The organism is Oligoflexus tunisiensis, from assembly GCF_001748245.1.
In the GTDB taxonomy this organism is placed as follows: domain Bacteria; phylum Bdellovibrionota_B; class Oligoflexia; order Oligoflexales; family Oligoflexaceae; genus Oligoflexus; species Oligoflexus tunisiensis.
In genome coordinates this window covers 584,638-599,363 of sequence record NZ_BDFO01000001.1, presented here as the reverse complement: position 1 = coordinate 599,363, position 14,726 = coordinate 584,638, and the positions used below count along the sequence as shown (strand labels likewise).

16 protein-coding genes are annotated in these 14,726 nt (G+C 54.7%); 5 read left to right on the top strand and 11 right to left on the bottom strand.

What is annotated here, in order from left to right; genetic code table 11:
* Positions 1 to 9 precede the first annotated feature (9 nt).
* The gene (locus OLTU_RS02750; protein WP_141731230.1) at positions 10 to 345 is read left to right on the top strand and encodes a 2Fe-2S iron-sulfur cluster-binding protein; all 336 of its coding nucleotides are present in this window, start codon (positions 10 to 12) and stop codon (positions 343 to 345) included.
* Positions 346 to 428: 83 nt separating this feature from the next.
* Positions 429 to 1,463, top strand: coding sequence for a 3-deoxy-7-phosphoheptulonate synthase (locus OLTU_RS02745; protein ID WP_141731229.1), 1,035 nt, complete (start codon positions 429 to 431; stop codon positions 1,461 to 1,463).
* Positions 1,464 to 1,512: 49 nt separating this feature from the next.
* Here the strand turns inward: OLTU_RS02745 and rsmA are convergent, their stop codons facing one another.
* Genes rsmA through OLTU_RS02725 form a run of 4 tightly spaced genes read right to left on the bottom strand, consistent with a single transcriptional unit; the run spans position 1,513 to position 4,715 of the window.
* Positions 1,513 to 2,325, bottom strand: a complete 813-nt coding sequence (gene rsmA, locus OLTU_RS02740; RefSeq protein ID WP_141731228.1) for a 16S rRNA (adenine(1518)-N(6)/adenine(1519)-N(6))-dimethyltransferase RsmA — start codon at positions 2,323 to 2,325, stop codon at positions 1,513 to 1,515.
* A 46-nt stretch (positions 2,326 to 2,371) separates the two neighbouring features.
* Entirely contained in the window at positions 2,372 to 3,394 is a 1,023-nt protein-coding gene (gene tsaD / locus OLTU_RS02735; protein ID WP_141731227.1) for a tRNA (adenosine(37)-N6)-threonylcarbamoyltransferase complex transferase subunit TsaD, read from the bottom strand.
* Positions 3,395 to 3,406: 12 nt separating this feature from the next.
* Positions 3,407 to 4,258, bottom strand: coding sequence for a tetratricopeptide repeat protein (locus OLTU_RS02730; protein WP_141731226.1), 852 nt, complete (start codon positions 4,256 to 4,258; stop codon positions 3,407 to 3,409).
* Position 4,259: 1 nt separating this feature from the next.
* A complete protein-coding gene (locus OLTU_RS02725; protein ID WP_141731225.1) occupies positions 4,260 to 4,715 on the bottom strand; it encodes a hypothetical protein in 456 nt (151 codons plus the stop codon).
* Between the two features lie 106 nt (positions 4,716 to 4,821).
* On the opposite strand from OLTU_RS02725, the gene OLTU_RS02720 reads away from it, so the two are divergent.
* Entirely contained in the window at positions 4,822 to 6,690 is a 1,869-nt protein-coding gene (locus tag OLTU_RS02720; RefSeq protein ID WP_218109801.1) for a DEAD/DEAH box helicase, read from the top strand.
* 37 nt (positions 6,691 to 6,727) lie between these two features.
* Here OLTU_RS02720 and OLTU_RS02715 read toward each other — a convergent pair whose 3' ends face one another.
* The 7 genes from OLTU_RS02715 to OLTU_RS02685 form a co-directional block, all read right to left on the bottom strand.
* Positions 6,728 to 7,630 carry an ATPase, T2SS/T4P/T4SS family gene (locus tag OLTU_RS02715; RefSeq protein WP_141731223.1) on the bottom strand — a complete coding sequence of 301 codons (903 nt, stop codon included), beginning with the start codon at positions 7,628 to 7,630 and terminating at the stop codon, positions 6,728 to 6,730.
* Between the two features lie 38 nt (positions 7,631 to 7,668).
* Complete coding sequence (locus OLTU_RS02710) at positions 7,669 to 8,166, bottom strand: DUF494 family protein (protein WP_141731222.1); 498 nt, start codon at positions 8,164 to 8,166, stop codon at positions 7,669 to 7,671.
* 123 nt (positions 8,167 to 8,289) lie between these two features.
* Positions 8,290 to 9,261 (bottom strand): DNA-processing protein DprA, encoded by a 972-nt coding sequence (locus OLTU_RS02705; RefSeq protein ID WP_141731221.1) that lies wholly within the window; start codon positions 9,259 to 9,261, stop codon positions 8,290 to 8,292.
* An 86-nt stretch (positions 9,262 to 9,347) separates the two neighbouring features.
* On the bottom strand, positions 9,348 to 10,781 hold the full coding sequence (locus OLTU_RS02700) for a LysM peptidoglycan-binding domain-containing protein (RefSeq protein WP_141731220.1): 1,434 nt from the start codon (positions 10,779 to 10,781) through the stop codon (positions 9,348 to 9,350).
* Positions 10,781 to 11,566, bottom strand: coding sequence for a tetratricopeptide repeat protein (locus tag OLTU_RS02695; RefSeq protein WP_176736279.1), 786 nt, complete (start codon positions 11,564 to 11,566; stop codon positions 10,781 to 10,783). Before OLTU_RS02695 ends, OLTU_RS02700 begins: the two co-directional genes overlap by 1 nt.
* Positions 11,567 to 11,579: 13 nt before the next feature.
* A complete protein-coding gene (locus tag OLTU_RS02690) occupies positions 11,580 to 12,362 on the bottom strand; it encodes a PilZ domain-containing protein (protein WP_176736278.1) in 783 nt (260 codons plus the stop codon).
* Positions 12,250 to 13,620 (bottom strand): O-antigen ligase family protein, encoded by a 1,371-nt coding sequence (locus tag OLTU_RS02685; protein WP_218109800.1) that lies wholly within the window; start codon positions 13,618 to 13,620, stop codon positions 12,250 to 12,252. The genes OLTU_RS02690 and OLTU_RS02685 overlap by 113 nt, the downstream gene beginning before the upstream one ends.
* Before the next feature lie 57 nt (positions 13,621 to 13,677).
* On the opposite strand from OLTU_RS02685, the gene OLTU_RS02680 reads away from it, so the two are divergent.
* Both OLTU_RS02680 and OLTU_RS02675 read left to right on the top strand, forming a co-directional pair.
* Positions 13,678 to 14,265 (top strand): hypothetical protein, encoded by a 588-nt coding sequence (locus tag OLTU_RS02680; protein ID WP_141731216.1) that lies wholly within the window; start codon positions 13,678 to 13,680, stop codon positions 14,263 to 14,265.
* Positions 14,266 to 14,350: 85 nt separating this feature from the next.
* Positions 14,351 to 14,722, top strand: a complete 372-nt coding sequence (locus tag OLTU_RS02675) for a response regulator (protein WP_141731215.1) — start codon at positions 14,351 to 14,353, stop codon at positions 14,720 to 14,722.
* Positions 14,723 to 14,726 lie beyond the last annotated feature (4 nt).

The following is a 14,726-nucleotide window of genomic DNA, read 5'->3' as shown; positions in this document are numbered from 1 at the left end:
AGAGCCACTATGCCGCGGATCCTGTTTACGCCTGCCCAAAAATTTGCCGAAGTTGATCCCAATACCAAGATCCTTTTGGCCGGCCGTAAGGCCGGCGTTAATGTCCGCTTCGGTTGTGCCTCGTGCCGCTGCGGGACCTGTGGCGTGAAGATCACCGAAGGGGCCGACCAGCTCTCGCCGATGAAGACCGATGAAGAGAAGCTTCTGAAACGACTTAAACTTCCGCTCGACGGCACCGTGCGCCTCGCCTGCCAGGCCCGCATCAACGGTGACTGCGAAATCGATCTGGACTTTCAGGACACCTACAATCCGGAAGATATCAACTTCCTGGATGAGGACGATTAAACAGCGGGATCTCAACACTTCTTGCGCCCTGCATTCAAACTACGCTAAGTCTGAAGGCGGTCCTCATACACAAGGGAATCGCCATGCAATCCATTGAAAATACGCGGGTCAGCGAGTTTATACCCCTGCCCTCACCAGCGCAAATGAAAGGCAAAATACCGGCTCCTGAAACCATACTGGAACGCGTTTCCGGCTGGCGCGAGGAATTGCGCCGCCTGCTGAATGGTCAGGATCAAAGACTTCTCGTGATCGTGGGGCCCTGCTCCATTCACGATGTGAAGGCCGGTCTTGAGTACGCTCAAAAATTATCCCGGCTTCGGCATGAGGTGCAGGATAAAATTGCGCTTGTGATGCGGGTGTATTTTGAAAAGCCGCGCACCACCATAGGCTGGAAGGGTTTGATCAATGACCCTGAACTGGATGGCAGCCATGACATCCGCAGTGGTCTGCAGATCGCGCGGCAATTTCTCTTGAACGTGGCGTCGCTTGATCTTCCTGCCGGCACGGAATTTCTGGATCCCATCGTCCCGCAGTATATCGCCGACCTCATCAGCTGGGTGGCCATCGGCGCTCGCACCACGGAAAGTCAAACCCATCGGGAGATGGCCAGTGGTCTTTCGATGCCGGTTGGGTTTAAGAACGCCACCGACGGTGGCATGCAGGTGGCCCTGGATGCGATGACATCGGCAAGCCATCCGCATCATTTCCTGGGCATCGACAGCGAAGGCATGACGTGCGTGGTGCAAACCAAAGGCAATCCGGATGCGCATGTGATCCTTCGCGGGGGAAACCAGGGACCGAATTACAGTGAAGAGCATATCGAGGACTGCCTCAGCCGCATCAAGGCCGAGGAAAGCCAGCGGCTTCTGCTGGTGGACTGCAGTCATGGCAATAGCAATAAAAATTACCGAAGGCAGCCGGAGGTTTTCCGCGAGGTCTTCCGTCAATTCCACAAGGGCAACCGACGCATACTCGGGATGATGCTGGAAAGTCATCTGCAGGAGGGGAAGCAGGATCTGGCGCAAAAACCTTTGGTTTATGGTCAGAGCATTACCGATGGCTGTATTGATTGGAAAAGCACGGAGGAGCTGATTCGGGACGCTTACAGGCAGCTTTAGTCACCATCGCTTCGAGCCGCGCCTGGCGTCAGCTCGAAACGCGGCGAATCTAATCAGAATAAATGAACTTCGTCAGCTCCACATATTCCTCGGGCGTCAGCGTATCCGGGCGACGATTCAAATCGATCGGGCAGCCCTGGAGCGCGTCATCAGCCAAAAACTGCCGGATGGCATTGCGCAGCTTCTTGCGGCGCTGGGTGAAGGACACCCGGGCCACCGATTCGACCTTGCGTAAAAATTCGTCGGGCAGCACCTGGGCTCGCACCTTGATAAAGACGAGCGCACTGTCCACCGCCGGCACCGGCGTGAAACAGGTGCGCTCCACCTTGCATTCGATTTGAATCTGCGCCCGCAGCTGGGCATAAACGGAGAGGCTGCCATAGTCCTTGGTGCCTGCCACGCCCGCGAGGCGCGAGGCGAATTCGAGCTGCACGAGGAACTCCACACCCTTCACGCGATGCAGATACGGAAGCACCCACATTACGATCGGCGTTGAAATCGCATAGGGGATATTGCCGACGATGGCTGTGGGTTCATTCGATTCATTCAGCCATTCCTCAAGGTCGAACTTCAGCACGTCCTTGTTCACGATGGTGAGGCTGCCCCGCAGTTCGTCTTTTTTCGCGGCGTAGTAATCTTCCAATTTTTCCGCAAAGCGGTGATCCTTTTCCACTGCGGTCACCTTCCAGGGCTGTTCGATCAACGCCCGGGTCAGGATGCCTCCACCAGGGCCGATTTCAAGCACCCGGGTGATATGCAGCGATTGAAGGCGTTCCACCACCTTGCGAACCGGCCAATCGGTTTTTAAGAAAACCTGGCTCAGAGATTTTTTCTGTTTAATGCGTTCATCACCGAAAGACATGATACGGCTCCTGCTGAATATCGGAGTACGTTAAACGTTGGTCGCTTCAGCCAAACTGATAACGGGAAAAGGCATCCCAGCCCAGTTGTTTAAAGACAGAAGTGTCGTCCGCTTTCACGTAATGCTGATAACCCAGAGCTGCAATCATTGCGGCATTGTCGGAGCAAAAGCGCAGTTGGGGAAAATACACGGGAATTTTCAATTTCGCCTGGGCCAAGGCCCGAAATCTTTGATTCGCTGCCACACCACCGGCGATCAGGATGCTGCGGGCTGCTGGACGTTGCTGACTGGCGCCGTCGAGCTTGCGAACAAGTTGTCCCAAGGCTTCTTCCTGGAACGAGGCACAGAAATCACGAAGCATCTGCTCGTTCATCTGCGAAGCATGCCTTCCCCGCAAGTTTACCATATAGGTCTTCAGACCTGAATAACTAAACAAAAGTTTGTTCTTTTGCTCCATCATCCGTGGCATAGGGTATTGTTCCGCATGACCCTGGCGCGCCAGCTCCTCGATGACAGGACCACCCGGGTAGCCAAGCCCAAAAAGTTTGGCCACTTTATCAAAGGATTCCCCACAGGCATCGTCGATGCTATAGGCCAGCAGTTCGTAAACGGTCGGCTCCGGCATGTAATAGATGTTGGTATGCCCACCGGAGACCACCAAAGCCAGGCAGGGATAAAGCTCCGTCTCGGGAATATCCAGACCGAGGACCGCCCCTTGCACATGCGCTTCCACATGATTGACGGGAATCAGCGGCTTGTCGCTGGCAAAAGCAAGGCCCTTGGCATAGGCGATGCCGACCAGCAAAGCCCCGATGAGTCCCGGCCCCTGGGTCACGGCGATGGCATCGATCTGGTCCAGCGTGCACCCGGCATCGTGCATGGCCTGATCCACGATGGCATCGATCAGCTTCAGATGTTCGCGGGCCGCGATTTCTGGCACCACGCCTCCAAAGGCGCGATGCACATCGATCTGCGTTTTGATAACAGACGAAAGCGCCTGCCGTCCGTCACGGACCACCGCGGCGGCTGTTTCATCACAGCTGGATTCGATACCAAGGATCAGAGTCATTTCAGTTCCAACTTATAGTTTGGCCAGCTTGTCTTTGGCCTGTCTCGCTTCCGCTGAGCTGCCATATTTTTGGATCAGCTCCTGATAATAGATCTTGGCTGTTTCCGCATCACCAAGTTGCTTGAAGCAATCACCCATGCGCAGGAGCGCAATGGACATGTTGTCCTTGGGTTTGCTTTCGATAAAATCGTTGAACTTAAGAGCCGCCTCGCGAATTTCGCCCGACTTGTAAAGGCTTTCAGCCAGAATATAGGTGGCTTCCTGCTTGTCCTTTTGTTTCTTCAGACCGGCCAGGACCTTTTCGCCTTCGCTGGCGATCGTCTTGTATTTTTTCTTGTCGAAAGCCGTACGCAAATCATCGAGGTTCTTAAGAGTCGACGATTTTTTCTCCGCCTTGGCGGCTTTGCTCTTCTCTTCCTTCTTCTTGTCGGATTTCCGACTGGCTTCCACCGACTTGTCGATGACGCCGAGAATCTTGTTCTGATTGTCTTCCACCGCCGTGATGCGTTCACTCATCTCACTTAGGGTTTTCGCCACCGATCCTTCCTGATCCGGATCGGTGCCGGGCAGCTGGCCGGTCGTGACCCCAATGCGCAGTGCGTCGATATCACCCTTGATGCGTTGAAGCTCGATCGCGATCTTGTCGAGACGCGTGCTGACCGACGCCTCCTGCCGGCTGGTGGCCGTGTTGATTTCCTTGCCCTGGGCGCTCAGCTGGTTTTCCATCTGAAGGACACGGGTCTGAAGTCCGAAGATATCATCACGAAGCTGTTGTTCCTCGGCCGGAGTAACACAGGCAGTGAGTGATGCGAGGACGCCGCATGTCAGGATTGGCCAGGGATTTATTCTGCGCAAACGGATCATGTTAAGCCCTTTTCTTTTTCCTAAGAGTCTCAAGCCGCTTATTAATTATAACAAGTCGGCGGAAAAACAAATTGGCCTCTTTGGTCCAGTTATCGTAGTAAGGCCCCAATGTATTGTGCTGCATGGCGAGAAGTCGTAGATCCTCCTTCCAGGCCATGAGATCTCCAACCGCAGCTTTGGCATCCACAAGGTTGCGCTCCAGTTTTGCGGTTTTTTCGTCAACATTGGCAGGCTGCTCCGCCACGAAAGACTGGCCCTCCGCGCCAAAAGCTACGTTATTTTCTCCACTGCCTGCGACTTCAGCTTGGAGCTCTGCCGTTTCCAGGGTATCCTTCTCGCTTTCGTCAGAGGGCCCGTGAACATCGACCGCTCCAGCGGTTTCATCGCCCGATTCGGGCTTGTCTGCAGCAGAGACATCCATCAATGCATCCAGGTCCTCGGGGTGATTTTCTGCCATTCGTGCACCTTTTTTATGTGGCTGTATGCCTTGATATCGGTTAAATTCAAAAAAAAATTAGCTGCTTAACGCAGCGGAAGACGCGATGAGTGATAAAGAAGACCTTATGACAACTCACAAGCCAGTCTCAGAACCAATTCTTGAAGAAGCTCCAGAAGTAGCGGGGAATCCCGTCAACGACGAGGAACTGCCAGAGACTGGTGCGCTGCCTCCTATCGAAACCCCTGATATTACTATCGATCACATACCTCTTTCGGTGATCGAACCAAGTCTGCCGACTCTTCCCGACGAAGAGGACGACGACGAAGCCGTTGTCGTCAAAGAGGATGAGCAGTTCTTTCCTGTTGAAACCTTTGAGGAATTGGCGCTGGCCGAAGATTTGATCGCCGCCGTCCGCACGCTCAACTGGGAAAAACCTACTCTTATCCAGGGCTTATGCTTGCCACTGACCATTCAGGGTCAGGATCTGGCCGGTTTTGCTCAGACAGGCACCGGCAAAACCGGGGTGTTTCTGATAACGATCGCGCACCAGCTCCTTAAGCTACGGGAAGCAGGTGGCGAGAACAGCCCCCTCCCCAAAGCCTTGATTTTGGCCCCCACCCGGGAGTTGGCCCTGCAGATTTCGGCCGATGCCGAGCAGCTCTTTAATCAGCTGAATATTTCCAGCATGGCCGTCTTCGGTGGTGTGGATTACGACAAACAGGCTCAGCGTATCAAGCAGGGCGTGGATGTGATCGTGGCCACGCCGGGCCGTTTGAAGGATTACTATCAGAAGAAAATTTTCTCGGCCAAGGACTGCTGCCTCTTCATCTGCGATGAAGCCGACCGCATGCTGGACATGGGCTTTATCGAGGACGTGGAATTCTTCCTCAGCAAACTCAGTCCGGAAACCCAGAAGCTCCTCTTCTCGGCGACCACCAATGACAAGGTCAAGGAATTGGCTTTCGAGTATCTCGAAAGTCCGAAATACATTTCCGCCAACCCCGAGGTCATTACTCCCGAGCGTATCGAGCAGCATGCTGTGATCTGTGATTCCACGCAGAAGCTCCAGGTCATGCTTGGTCTGATGCGTGATCATCAGCCGGTGTGTTCGGTGATCTTCACCAACACGAAGATCGTAGCGGAATGGTTGCACTACAAACTTTCCGGAAATGGCATCGAGTGTGATCTGATCACCGGTGACCTGCCCCAGAAAAAGCGTATTGCCCTGATCGGTCGTATCAAGGAAGGCAAAGTGAAAGCCTTGATTGCGACGGATGTGGCGAGTCGCGGGCTGCACATTTCCAACATTACTCACGTCTATAATTTTGATTTGCCTGACGAGGCTGCCAACTACGTTCACCGTATTGGCCGCACCGCCCGGGCAGGAGCCTTCGGCTCGGCCTACTCCCTGGTCTGCGAGGATTATGGTCATAACCTGATCGATATCGAGAGATACCTCGGCGAAAACGTGAAGATCCAAACCGAATGGTTCCCGGAATCCTATCTGCAGATCGAAGACAAAGCCGGCAATCCTTATAAAGATCCAGAATTCAAGGGTTCCCGTATGAATGAGAAAGAGGATAGAAGAGACGGTCGTCGTGGCGATCGATCGAAACGTCCTGAACGCGGTAGTCACAAATCCGGCGCCAGCGCTCAGGGTGATGCCCCCAGACCCGAGCGGAAGCCAAGCGGCGGCCCGCGGATCGAAGCACGCCAGGATCGTGGCGGAGCCGAGGTCAAGGATCAGCACCCGAAAGGACCAAAAGGCAAGCGGCACGAGCCAAGGCAGCAGCCGGCTGCAGCGGCGGCAGGAGCCCCCACGCATCCACGTGGCGGCAACCGTCATCGCAAGGCTCACACGCAGCAGCCACCACAGACCATTCAGCCGCGCGGCAAGACCATTATCAAACCCGTGCAGCCTGAAGTGGTACCGAATTCGTTCATGGGCATCTTCAAGAAAATCTTCGCGATTTTCTTCGGCAAGAAAAAATGATGTCCCGATGAAGGTATCGAATCAAGCGTCCTGATTTTCAGGGCGCTTTTTTCATGGGTCCATTCTCCGTAAACTGCCAGATGCCCTGAACCCGGGGAAATCCCCGTCCCATGACAATCAAATGCGCCTTCTGCTCTTCCAGCAGCGATTGCCATAGCTGAACGTCCTCGTCGGCAAGATCCGCGAGGCGTGCGGCCAGGGCTTCGGGTGTGGCCGCATGCAGGGTGACCCACACACTGCCATGGCCAGCCAGCACCGCCCGACGCAGAGCCCGGGCCTCCTCCTTCTGGCGAAGCTCTCCAATCACGATGCGATCAGGCCTAAGCCGCAGAAGTTCATCAAAGCTCTGACTGAGACTGAAGGCTCCCGACCCACCGAGGTCCGCGGCCTGAGCCTGCAGACGGATCCAGCCGGGTCCCAGGCGCGGAAGTTCCGCCAGCTGCTCGAGGATGGCCACCCGCAGATCAAGCGCCGCACGCTGCAAAAGCGCCATCATCAGCGAGGTCTTGCCAGCTCCGGTCGGTCCCGCGATCAGAAGAGGTCCGGGATGCTGACTGATCGTATCCAGGAGCGTGATCATAAAAGATGTCACAAAATCTTCAAGATCAAGCACCGCGAGTCGATGCCGCCTGAGGCTCAGAAGGGGACCATCGCGTGACACAGGAGGCAGGACACAGTGCCAGCGGAAATGCTCGGACCTGGCTCCGATCATCAGCTCCAATGCGCCACCGGCCGCCGGCATCAAGGGATCCAGCCGCAAATTTTGCATAAATGCCAGGTTTTGACAGGCTTCGATCATAGTTTGAGTGGAGGAAAAAGGGGAGGATTCGATACGGCGCTGGGCACCGGAGAGCAGGAGAGCCTGATCACAGCCGTTGATCAGGACTTCATCCAAAGCTGGATCACGGAAGTAGGAAGACAATAGATTTTGCAAAAACAAGACAGCCCCTCCTCAAAGAGGGGACAGGTCTTCGTCCATCAGCAATAGAAATCCGGCACGCAGGCATGGAACATATCATGGAAGTCGCCTTCCGATGTTCCCGGCAGAACCGCAATAAAGATTTCCGCCAGCAGATTGCTGACTTCTTCATCATCCCAGTCACGGGTATCGATTACGCGGGCGCCTTCGAGCATGCGTTCGATAATGTCACTGGAAAGAATACCCTTATGTCGGCACAGCTCGATCTTCGACCAGATCTTGTTGCTAAAGCAGATGCGCTCCATCGGATTGGTGATGCGAACACCCTCTCCTTTACTTTGCAGCATCGCGAGTGATTCCACGACGGTTCCTGAATTCACGGCTTTTTCCACCCAGTCGCAGGCTGCCTCGATATCAGTCGAGGAAAAACCAGCTTCCAGAAGCTCGTCCCTTACGTAACGCTCCGTCAGTTCCAGTTCGTCATAGCCAAAGATTACCATTTCGGCCATGGCTCGGACCACAGACCACCACGTCGCCTGTGAAGTGACACTGTGCATGTCTCACTCCCCTCAACTGGATCCATCGATATCCAACTCCTGATATCAACGTCTCCGATATTAATGCTGAATGTACTTTCTTATAGACTAAGACTTTGTCCCCTGGAAAGCAAAACAAATTCCTTAAACACTTTCGAAGCCAGAACCAGCTTCAAACCAATCCCTGTTGTCACAGCTCCAGGCCATGCGCATATAGTCCTGCGCGGAAAAGAAAGGCGTCGCGCCTTCAAGCAGAAGCTGCCTTGAGCCCAGAGCCCTCACATCATGTTCGGGATGCACCATGACAAAGACTTCGCGACCTTGCTCCAACGCCAGCTGGGCGGTCACTTTTGCACCAGATCGTTCGCCGGCTTGCATGAGAAGAAGTCGCGGGGAAAGCCCAGTGATGATGCGATTGCGGACCGGGAAATCATAGGGCCGCGCGGGATATTCCCAGAGCCTTTCACTGATGAAGGCGGCACCGGCATGCTGTAGAAGTCGGAACACGCTCTCGTTGCAGCGCGGATAGAAACGCGCGAGCCCACCGGCCAGCACCACTATGGTGGGACAGGGTCGTTCTCCCGATCGCAAGGCGCCCCGGTGCCCTGTGATATCACAACCCAGAGCGCCTCCACTGACGATCACACCACCTTCAGCTGCCAGTGCAGCCGCGAGTTCCTCGGTTTCACGCAGAGCAAAACCTGAAGCACGTCGCGAGCCCACCACGCTGATCGCGGGCTTGCTTAAGGTATCAGGTGGTCCGATGATGGTGAGACAGTTGGGTGGATCCTTGATACATGCGAGCAGAGCGGGATACAGAGGATGGTAAAAATCGATGAAGTCAGCTCCGGCGCGACGCGTCTGCTTGATATTTTCAAAAATCAAAGTGGCCAAGGCCACCGGACTTGCCTGAGCTGAGCGCATAAGAATGGTCCAGGAAACGGATTCCCCTTCGAGACGATCGTGAATGTAATCGGCCCAATCGCTCACCTCGAGCGCTTCAATGGCGACGCGTGGATGATCTGCGGCTTTGCGTATTGGCAAACTCAGCCATCGATACATCCATTGGGAAAGAACATGAGAACAATGCGCTTCGAGTTGCGGAATGATGGACATGAAACCTCCTTCGCACGAGCGAAAGCAGGTTAAGATTTTATCAAGGGGGAGACCACGGACATAAAGATCGGCGGACGGACAAAGACTCAGGGACTGGCCTTGTCACCCAGGCGAACTTCGAGCACATCGTTCAGAATGTAACCCAGGGCTCCGGACGCTGAGGCATCGATGATATAGGCCCTGGCCACCTGGCTTTCGGTATCCGGCAGGTCACTCTTCAGGAAACTGGGTGCGGCCACTTTCACATTCTGCATGATGTTGTAAACTTGACCTTCCTGCAGTTTGTTTTCATTCTGCTCAAAGAAGACGAAGGCCCCGCGGCCACCGACCTGCATAAAGGGTTCGGTGAAGGCCACCACCTGCTGGTTGTTCCCTTGAATGCTTTGCGGTGGATTCAGCGGCAGACTGCGCTTGGTGGAACGATAGCCGATCACGAGATCACCAGGCATCACACCGAGCCGGTTGTAAACAACCTTGGCCCGGAACACATCCTCTTCCTCATCCTTCGAATTCACCTGGACATGAGCGATGAATTCATAGCGGTAACCAACAAAGTCGTTGCCGTTTAGGGTGCGTATTTTACCGGTCTCACGCACGATCGTATAACTCGTGCCGATGGCCAGGCTGTTATCATCCTCGGGCTCCACGATCAGAAACTGGCCCTTGTCGATCAGAAAGGAGCCGGCTGAACCACCCACGATCCGTCCCAGTTCCTCGAATTCATTTTCCACGATAAAGGCCGGGATAATGACCGGTACCTTATCCGGACGTGCCCGATCACCCATGAGGATGAACATGTCGTCGATACCGGCAATGGACTCCAGTTCGTCGGAATTGGTGACCTGCTGGTTTTGGGGGATCTCGGAACGCATGAGCATGCCATTGATATCCTCACGCACCAGCTCTGCTTCCTTCATGCCGCCTTTGTCCACCGGCACGATATCATCCTCGGTAACCACCTGCAGATAAGGGGGATTTTCCGCATCGCCTGCATAAAAACGCAGTTTCATACCGGGGTAAATAAAGTGCGGGTTGGCAATGCCCGGGTTGAAGGACCAGAGTTTGGGCCAGTAGGTGGGCTCATCGATCAGCTGATCGCAAATATCATAGAGGTTGTCGCCTTCCTGAACGGCATATTCCTCGGGTGCTTCGCCCGGAGCCATATTGCGCAGCGTGCCGGGCACAGGAGGAGCGCCCGCGAAGAGGTTGGGTTCGAGAATCTTCTTGATGCGACTGCGCACATCCACGGGTTCGAGTCCGCTTGTATCCGTGGCCGGCATATTTTGATTGGGCTGACTCATCGCAGCGGCTTCCGCCTGAGCGGCATCATCCGGAACCGAAGCTTCGATGCCTTGCGGCATGGGAGGCGGCATGTCGCCTTCCGCTTCCACGTCCTCTTCCAGCGTGTCCATTTCCGCGCCCATTTTTTCGAGATCTTCCAACGAGGGATCCTGGGCCCGCGCGTCCCAGGACGGGAGCAGGGCGAGGATGAGGCTGCAAAGAAGAAGAGGCCTTGGCATCAAAGCTTCTCCCTCATGCGATCAATTTCCATGCGGGCCATCTCCCCGAGATCCTGATTGGGATACTCATCGATCAGCATCTTGAACTGATCCCGCGCACGACCCGATAGACCGCGATTCAAATCGATCTTGGCCATATAAAAGCGGGCATACGGCACCCAGGAATTGTGACTGTAGCGATCGATCAATTTCAGGAAGCTCTGCTCGGCGAGCTGCATTTCCTTCAGATAAAACCAGCTGAGACCGGTCCAGTAGTGATGACTGCCTTCGGTCAGGCTATCATCAAATTTTTCACCGATTTCATTGTACTGCACGATGGCCTGACCATAACTCGCCGCGTTGAATTTTTCCTGGGCGGCGCGCAGGAGACGCTGGTATTCCGCAAGGTCCTTGCTTTTTTCGCCGCTCGCCAGGGGTGGAGGCGTGGTGGCCTGCACCGAGGCGGGTGGATCCTCGGGCTCCGGTTTTTGGGGCGGCTGGACAGGCTTATCCGTTTTCAATTCCTCGGGAATAATGCCGAGCATCAGCCCCTTTTCCAGAAGCTTCATGCGCTCCTTCTGGCGAATCTGCTGGTTTTCCAGATCATCCACACGCGCCCAAAGTTTGGCAATTCGCAATTCAAGATCCGAAGCCGGAGCAACGGTCGAAGCGGGTACGGGGACAGGTGTGGTCGGCGCGCTTGCCATCGGTGCGGCAGGCTGAACTTCCTCCGCCGCCTCGTCCGCAAAGGGACCGTACCCTGCGCAGGCGTTCAGCAGAAAACCGATAAAAATCAAAGCGCGCATGGAGACAGCTCCTTCAAATCGCATCCGCCACACTCAGCTGGCGCAGATAATTGCGAATCTTGACCTGATATTCTTCCTGCAGTTCCAAAAATTCGATGCCCAGGCGGAAATCCAGCTGATAGCGTTCACGGTTATCTTCCGCGAAGCGGTTCTTGATCCGACGCTTCCAGCGGATCGCGGCCTGCACGGGCATGGGCGCACTCATCGGCAGGTGCAGTTTAGCATTGGGATCGAGGTCCACCGTTTCCAGCGTGTTAATGAACGCAGGGAAATGGCTTTGCACGCAGACGCCGCCGGCGCTGATATCGACGATGGGAATCCAGCCGGCAAGACTGCGATAGGCATCAAAAAAGGGCGGCGCCGAGGGATCATCATCCTCCGGAACCCAAAGACTGAAACTCAAATAGGCCATGGCACTCGGCGTCACGCGGTAACGCGAGTTCTGCCGCCGCTCAATGGTCACCAGGGAAGCCGGCAGGCTGCAGATCACGCCATCGTCCGCCTTGTCGATGATATTCGCCACGAACATCACTTTCGACGGCATACCGATGACTTCGATTTTTATCGGGATGCCTTTTTCCAGTTTTTGCAGACCGATTTCCGAGATCTTGTCAAAAACGATCGCAGGCGGGCTTTTTTGCCCATCAAATCGGGCAAAATTGGCTCGAATCCCAACCTTGATATTATCCTTGGTTCGAATCAACGCCTGCATCCGGCCGTCGCACATGCGCGTGACGATCCGCGATATCCTCTCCGGATTGGTGATCTTGGAGGTGGCTTCGGCCGTTTGATTCATGGGGCACTCCTCCAGCGATGAGGCAGCCGCAACAAAGGCCCATGCTGGTCCAAAGAGCATAAAGATATTCGCTATCCCGCAGCGTATTTTGCATGAGTCCGCCGAGCAGTGTTCCGAGGGCGATCAACAGAAAACCCTGATGTCGGAAATCTTTCAGCGTGCGGAAACCGGCCCGGAACAAGGCGAAAAAGATGACCAGCAAAGCCAGCGACCCAACGAGTCCGGAGTCCGCTAAAGTTTGCAGCAGGATATTATGCGCCGTGTATTTTCTCTCAATATGAGTGTAGCCGGCCTGGTCATAATAGTCCAGCAACAGCCTGTCGTAGTTGGCCAACCCGGTTCCCAGCCAGGGCTGATCCATAAAAATTTGCAGATGCACTTTCCAGAAAATCCAACGATCAAAACGATCCTCCACGGCCACCGTGGAATCCAAAAGTTCCTGAATTCGTCCCATCATCACGGGATCGAATAAAAAAACAGCACTTATGGGAATAAGCGCCAAAAGTCCCAAGCCCAAAAGGTTGCGCCAGCTGCCGAGTCGGGTGTGAATCAGCATCGCCAGAATCATAAGTCCAAGGGTCAGGGCCAACGGATAGCGCGAGCCGGTCAGACCGATCAGCCCCAGGTTGACAACACTGATCAGGAGCCAGATCCAGGCCTGGCGGCGATCCCGACCTTGCAACCAAAGTCCTTGGGCAAAACTTACAAGCGCCAGCAGCATGCAGTTATAGGCAAGGCTGAGCGGGTGCCCCATGAGTCCTGACGCGCGATAGACGCCGTAGGCGAAACGATGCTCGCCAATCTTCGCCTGAAAACCGTGGATCCAATCCCAGCCCCAGGTTCTTTGCCCCAGCATGTAAAGTCCGAGCAAAACGGAGGCGATCAAAAGCCCCTGGGCCTGCCAGGTGAAGAGCTTCAGGCGATGTTCATGGAAGCGCCTGGCAGCGAGAATAAAAGTCAAGACAAGAAACGTTCCATAAAGGCCCTGTTTTCCCAATAGACGAAGATGGGACGTTAGAGTTAGTGTCAGGGAGTCGTCAGCGAGAAATGTTCTCACAAGCTGGCAAAGCAGCAAAAGAATCTGCGCTGCCAAAAGCAGCAGGATCCCTTGCCAAAGACCGCCGAATGTTTTTCGCAAGGCATGAAGAGCGGGATGATCAGGCCAGGGACCGCGCAGAGGCTTCCAGCCGCGAATGAAAAGGAAACGCGGTCCGACGATTCCCGAGAGTGATGCCTGAGCGCCGGATGGCAACAGCATGGCGAGCAGCATTAGAAAGATAAGTATCCGATTCCTTGCAGAAGGCACGTTTTCGCTATGACTTTGCACCCGGTATGGTCCTTCCTCATCCTCAGCATCCTCGGGCTCGCAGCGGCCCGTCTGTCCGCAGCGGATTCAACGTCTGATGACTTGACGATACCGGAGTCCTATCCCAAAGACTATATTTTCGCACTTTATAGCCATAACGAACCGGTGGGTCCAAGCCAAACCGAGCTACGCACGCATCAGAATGCGCCTGGCTTTTCCTATCAGCATCGGCTGGGTCATCCTTGGGTGGTTAATGTTGGCTATCGATCCCAGTCCTTCATCAATTTGAATCAGAATCGTCCGGTTTCCCTGATTACTGTTTTCAATGCCACACAAAGGCTTTTCCGGATTTATCATCCCTTCTATGCCTTGGCGGGTACCGAACTCCTGTATCTTATACCGGTGCAGAAGGCCAATCCTCCGATAACCAAGGATGCGGACTTCAGCACGGAAATTGGCATTGGCGCCGTCGGTTCACTCTGGTATCTCATGAGCCAAAATAGCATTTTGGCCCTGGACGTTCAGCGTTGGCGAGGCACGAAAACCGACCGCCTTCACGGCGTGTCAATGACCGTGGGCCTCGGCTGGGGTTTTTGACCCAGGGCCACGGGATCCTTCGTATTGCTCTGCTTTTTGAATTGGAACACAATAACCTGGTTGCCTGGCTTGGCCGAGGTGTTTGATGAATGCGAAGTCGAAAGTTCTGATTGTTGATGATGAACCTGAAGTTGGTGAAATTTTGGGTGTGCTGCTCGAAGAGCAGTTCGATTGCGAAATTTGTACGGACGCGACCCAGGCGCTGGAAGCTTTGCGCAAAACCGACTTTCCATTAATCATCACGGACCTCGAGATGCCGCAAATCAATGGCATTCGCTTTATCAAGCAGGTGCGGGAGCTGAACCGGAAGACGGCCATCCTCATCAGCACCGGTCATGATTGTGAGCATCCGAAAGTGCAGGAGGCGCTGCAGGCCGGAGCCAACGGCATCCTGACCAAACCGTTCATGGATCCCGATGATTTGATCCGCTCGGTGACGAAGCTGATCCCCCATTGACTGT

Bases quoted from the DNA above. Each gene is read 5' to 3' on its own strand.
- OLTU_RS02710 (WP_141731222.1), bottom strand. From the start codon at position 8,166: ATGCACAGTGTCACTTCACAGGCGACGTGGTGGTCTGTGGTCCGAGCC.
- OLTU_RS02720 (WP_218109801.1), top strand. From the start codon at position 4,822: ATGACAACTCACAAGCCAGTCTCAGAACCAATTCTTGAAGAAGCTCCA.
- OLTU_RS02695 (WP_176736279.1), bottom strand. From the start codon at position 11,566: ATGCGCGCTTTGATTTTTATCGGTTTTCTGCTGAACGCCTGCGCAGGG.
- OLTU_RS02675 (WP_141731215.1), top strand. From the start codon at position 14,351: ATGAATGCGAAGTCGAAAGTTCTGATTGTTGATGATGAACCTGAAGTT.
- OLTU_RS02750 (WP_141731230.1), top strand. From the start codon at position 10: ATGCCGCGGATCCTGTTTACGCCTGCCCAAAAATTTGCCGAAGTTGAT.
- OLTU_RS02685 (WP_218109800.1), bottom strand. From the start codon at position 13,620: ATGCTGTTGCCATCCGGCGCTCAGGCATCACTCTCGGGAATCGTCGGA.
- tsaD (WP_141731227.1), bottom strand. From the start codon at position 3,394: ATGACTCTGATCCTTGGTATCGAATCCAGCTGTGATGAAACAGCCGCC.
- OLTU_RS02730 (WP_141731226.1), bottom strand. From the start codon at position 4,258: ATGATCCGTTTGCGCAGAATAAATCCCTGGCCAATCCTGACATGCGGC.
- OLTU_RS02680 (WP_141731216.1), top strand. From the start codon at position 13,678: ATGACTTTGCACCCGGTATGGTCCTTCCTCATCCTCAGCATCCTCGGG.
- OLTU_RS02700 (WP_141731220.1), bottom strand. From the start codon at position 10,781: ATGCCAAGGCCTCTTCTTCTTTGCAGCCTCATCCTCGCCCTGCTCCCG.
- OLTU_RS02690 (WP_176736278.1), bottom strand. From the start codon at position 12,362: ATGAATCAAACGGCCGAAGCCACCTCCAAGATCACCAATCCGGAGAGG.
- OLTU_RS02705 (WP_141731221.1), bottom strand. From the start codon at position 9,261: ATGTCCATCATTCCGCAACTCGAAGCGCATTGTTCTCATGTTCTTTCC.
- OLTU_RS02725 (WP_141731225.1), bottom strand. From the start codon at position 4,715: ATGGCAGAAAATCACCCCGAGGACCTGGATGCATTGATGGATGTCTCT.
- OLTU_RS02745 (WP_141731229.1), top strand. From the start codon at position 429: ATGCAATCCATTGAAAATACGCGGGTCAGCGAGTTTATACCCCTGCCC.
- rsmA (WP_141731228.1), bottom strand. From the start codon at position 2,325: ATGTCTTTCGGTGATGAACGCATTAAACAGAAAAAATCTCTGAGCCAG.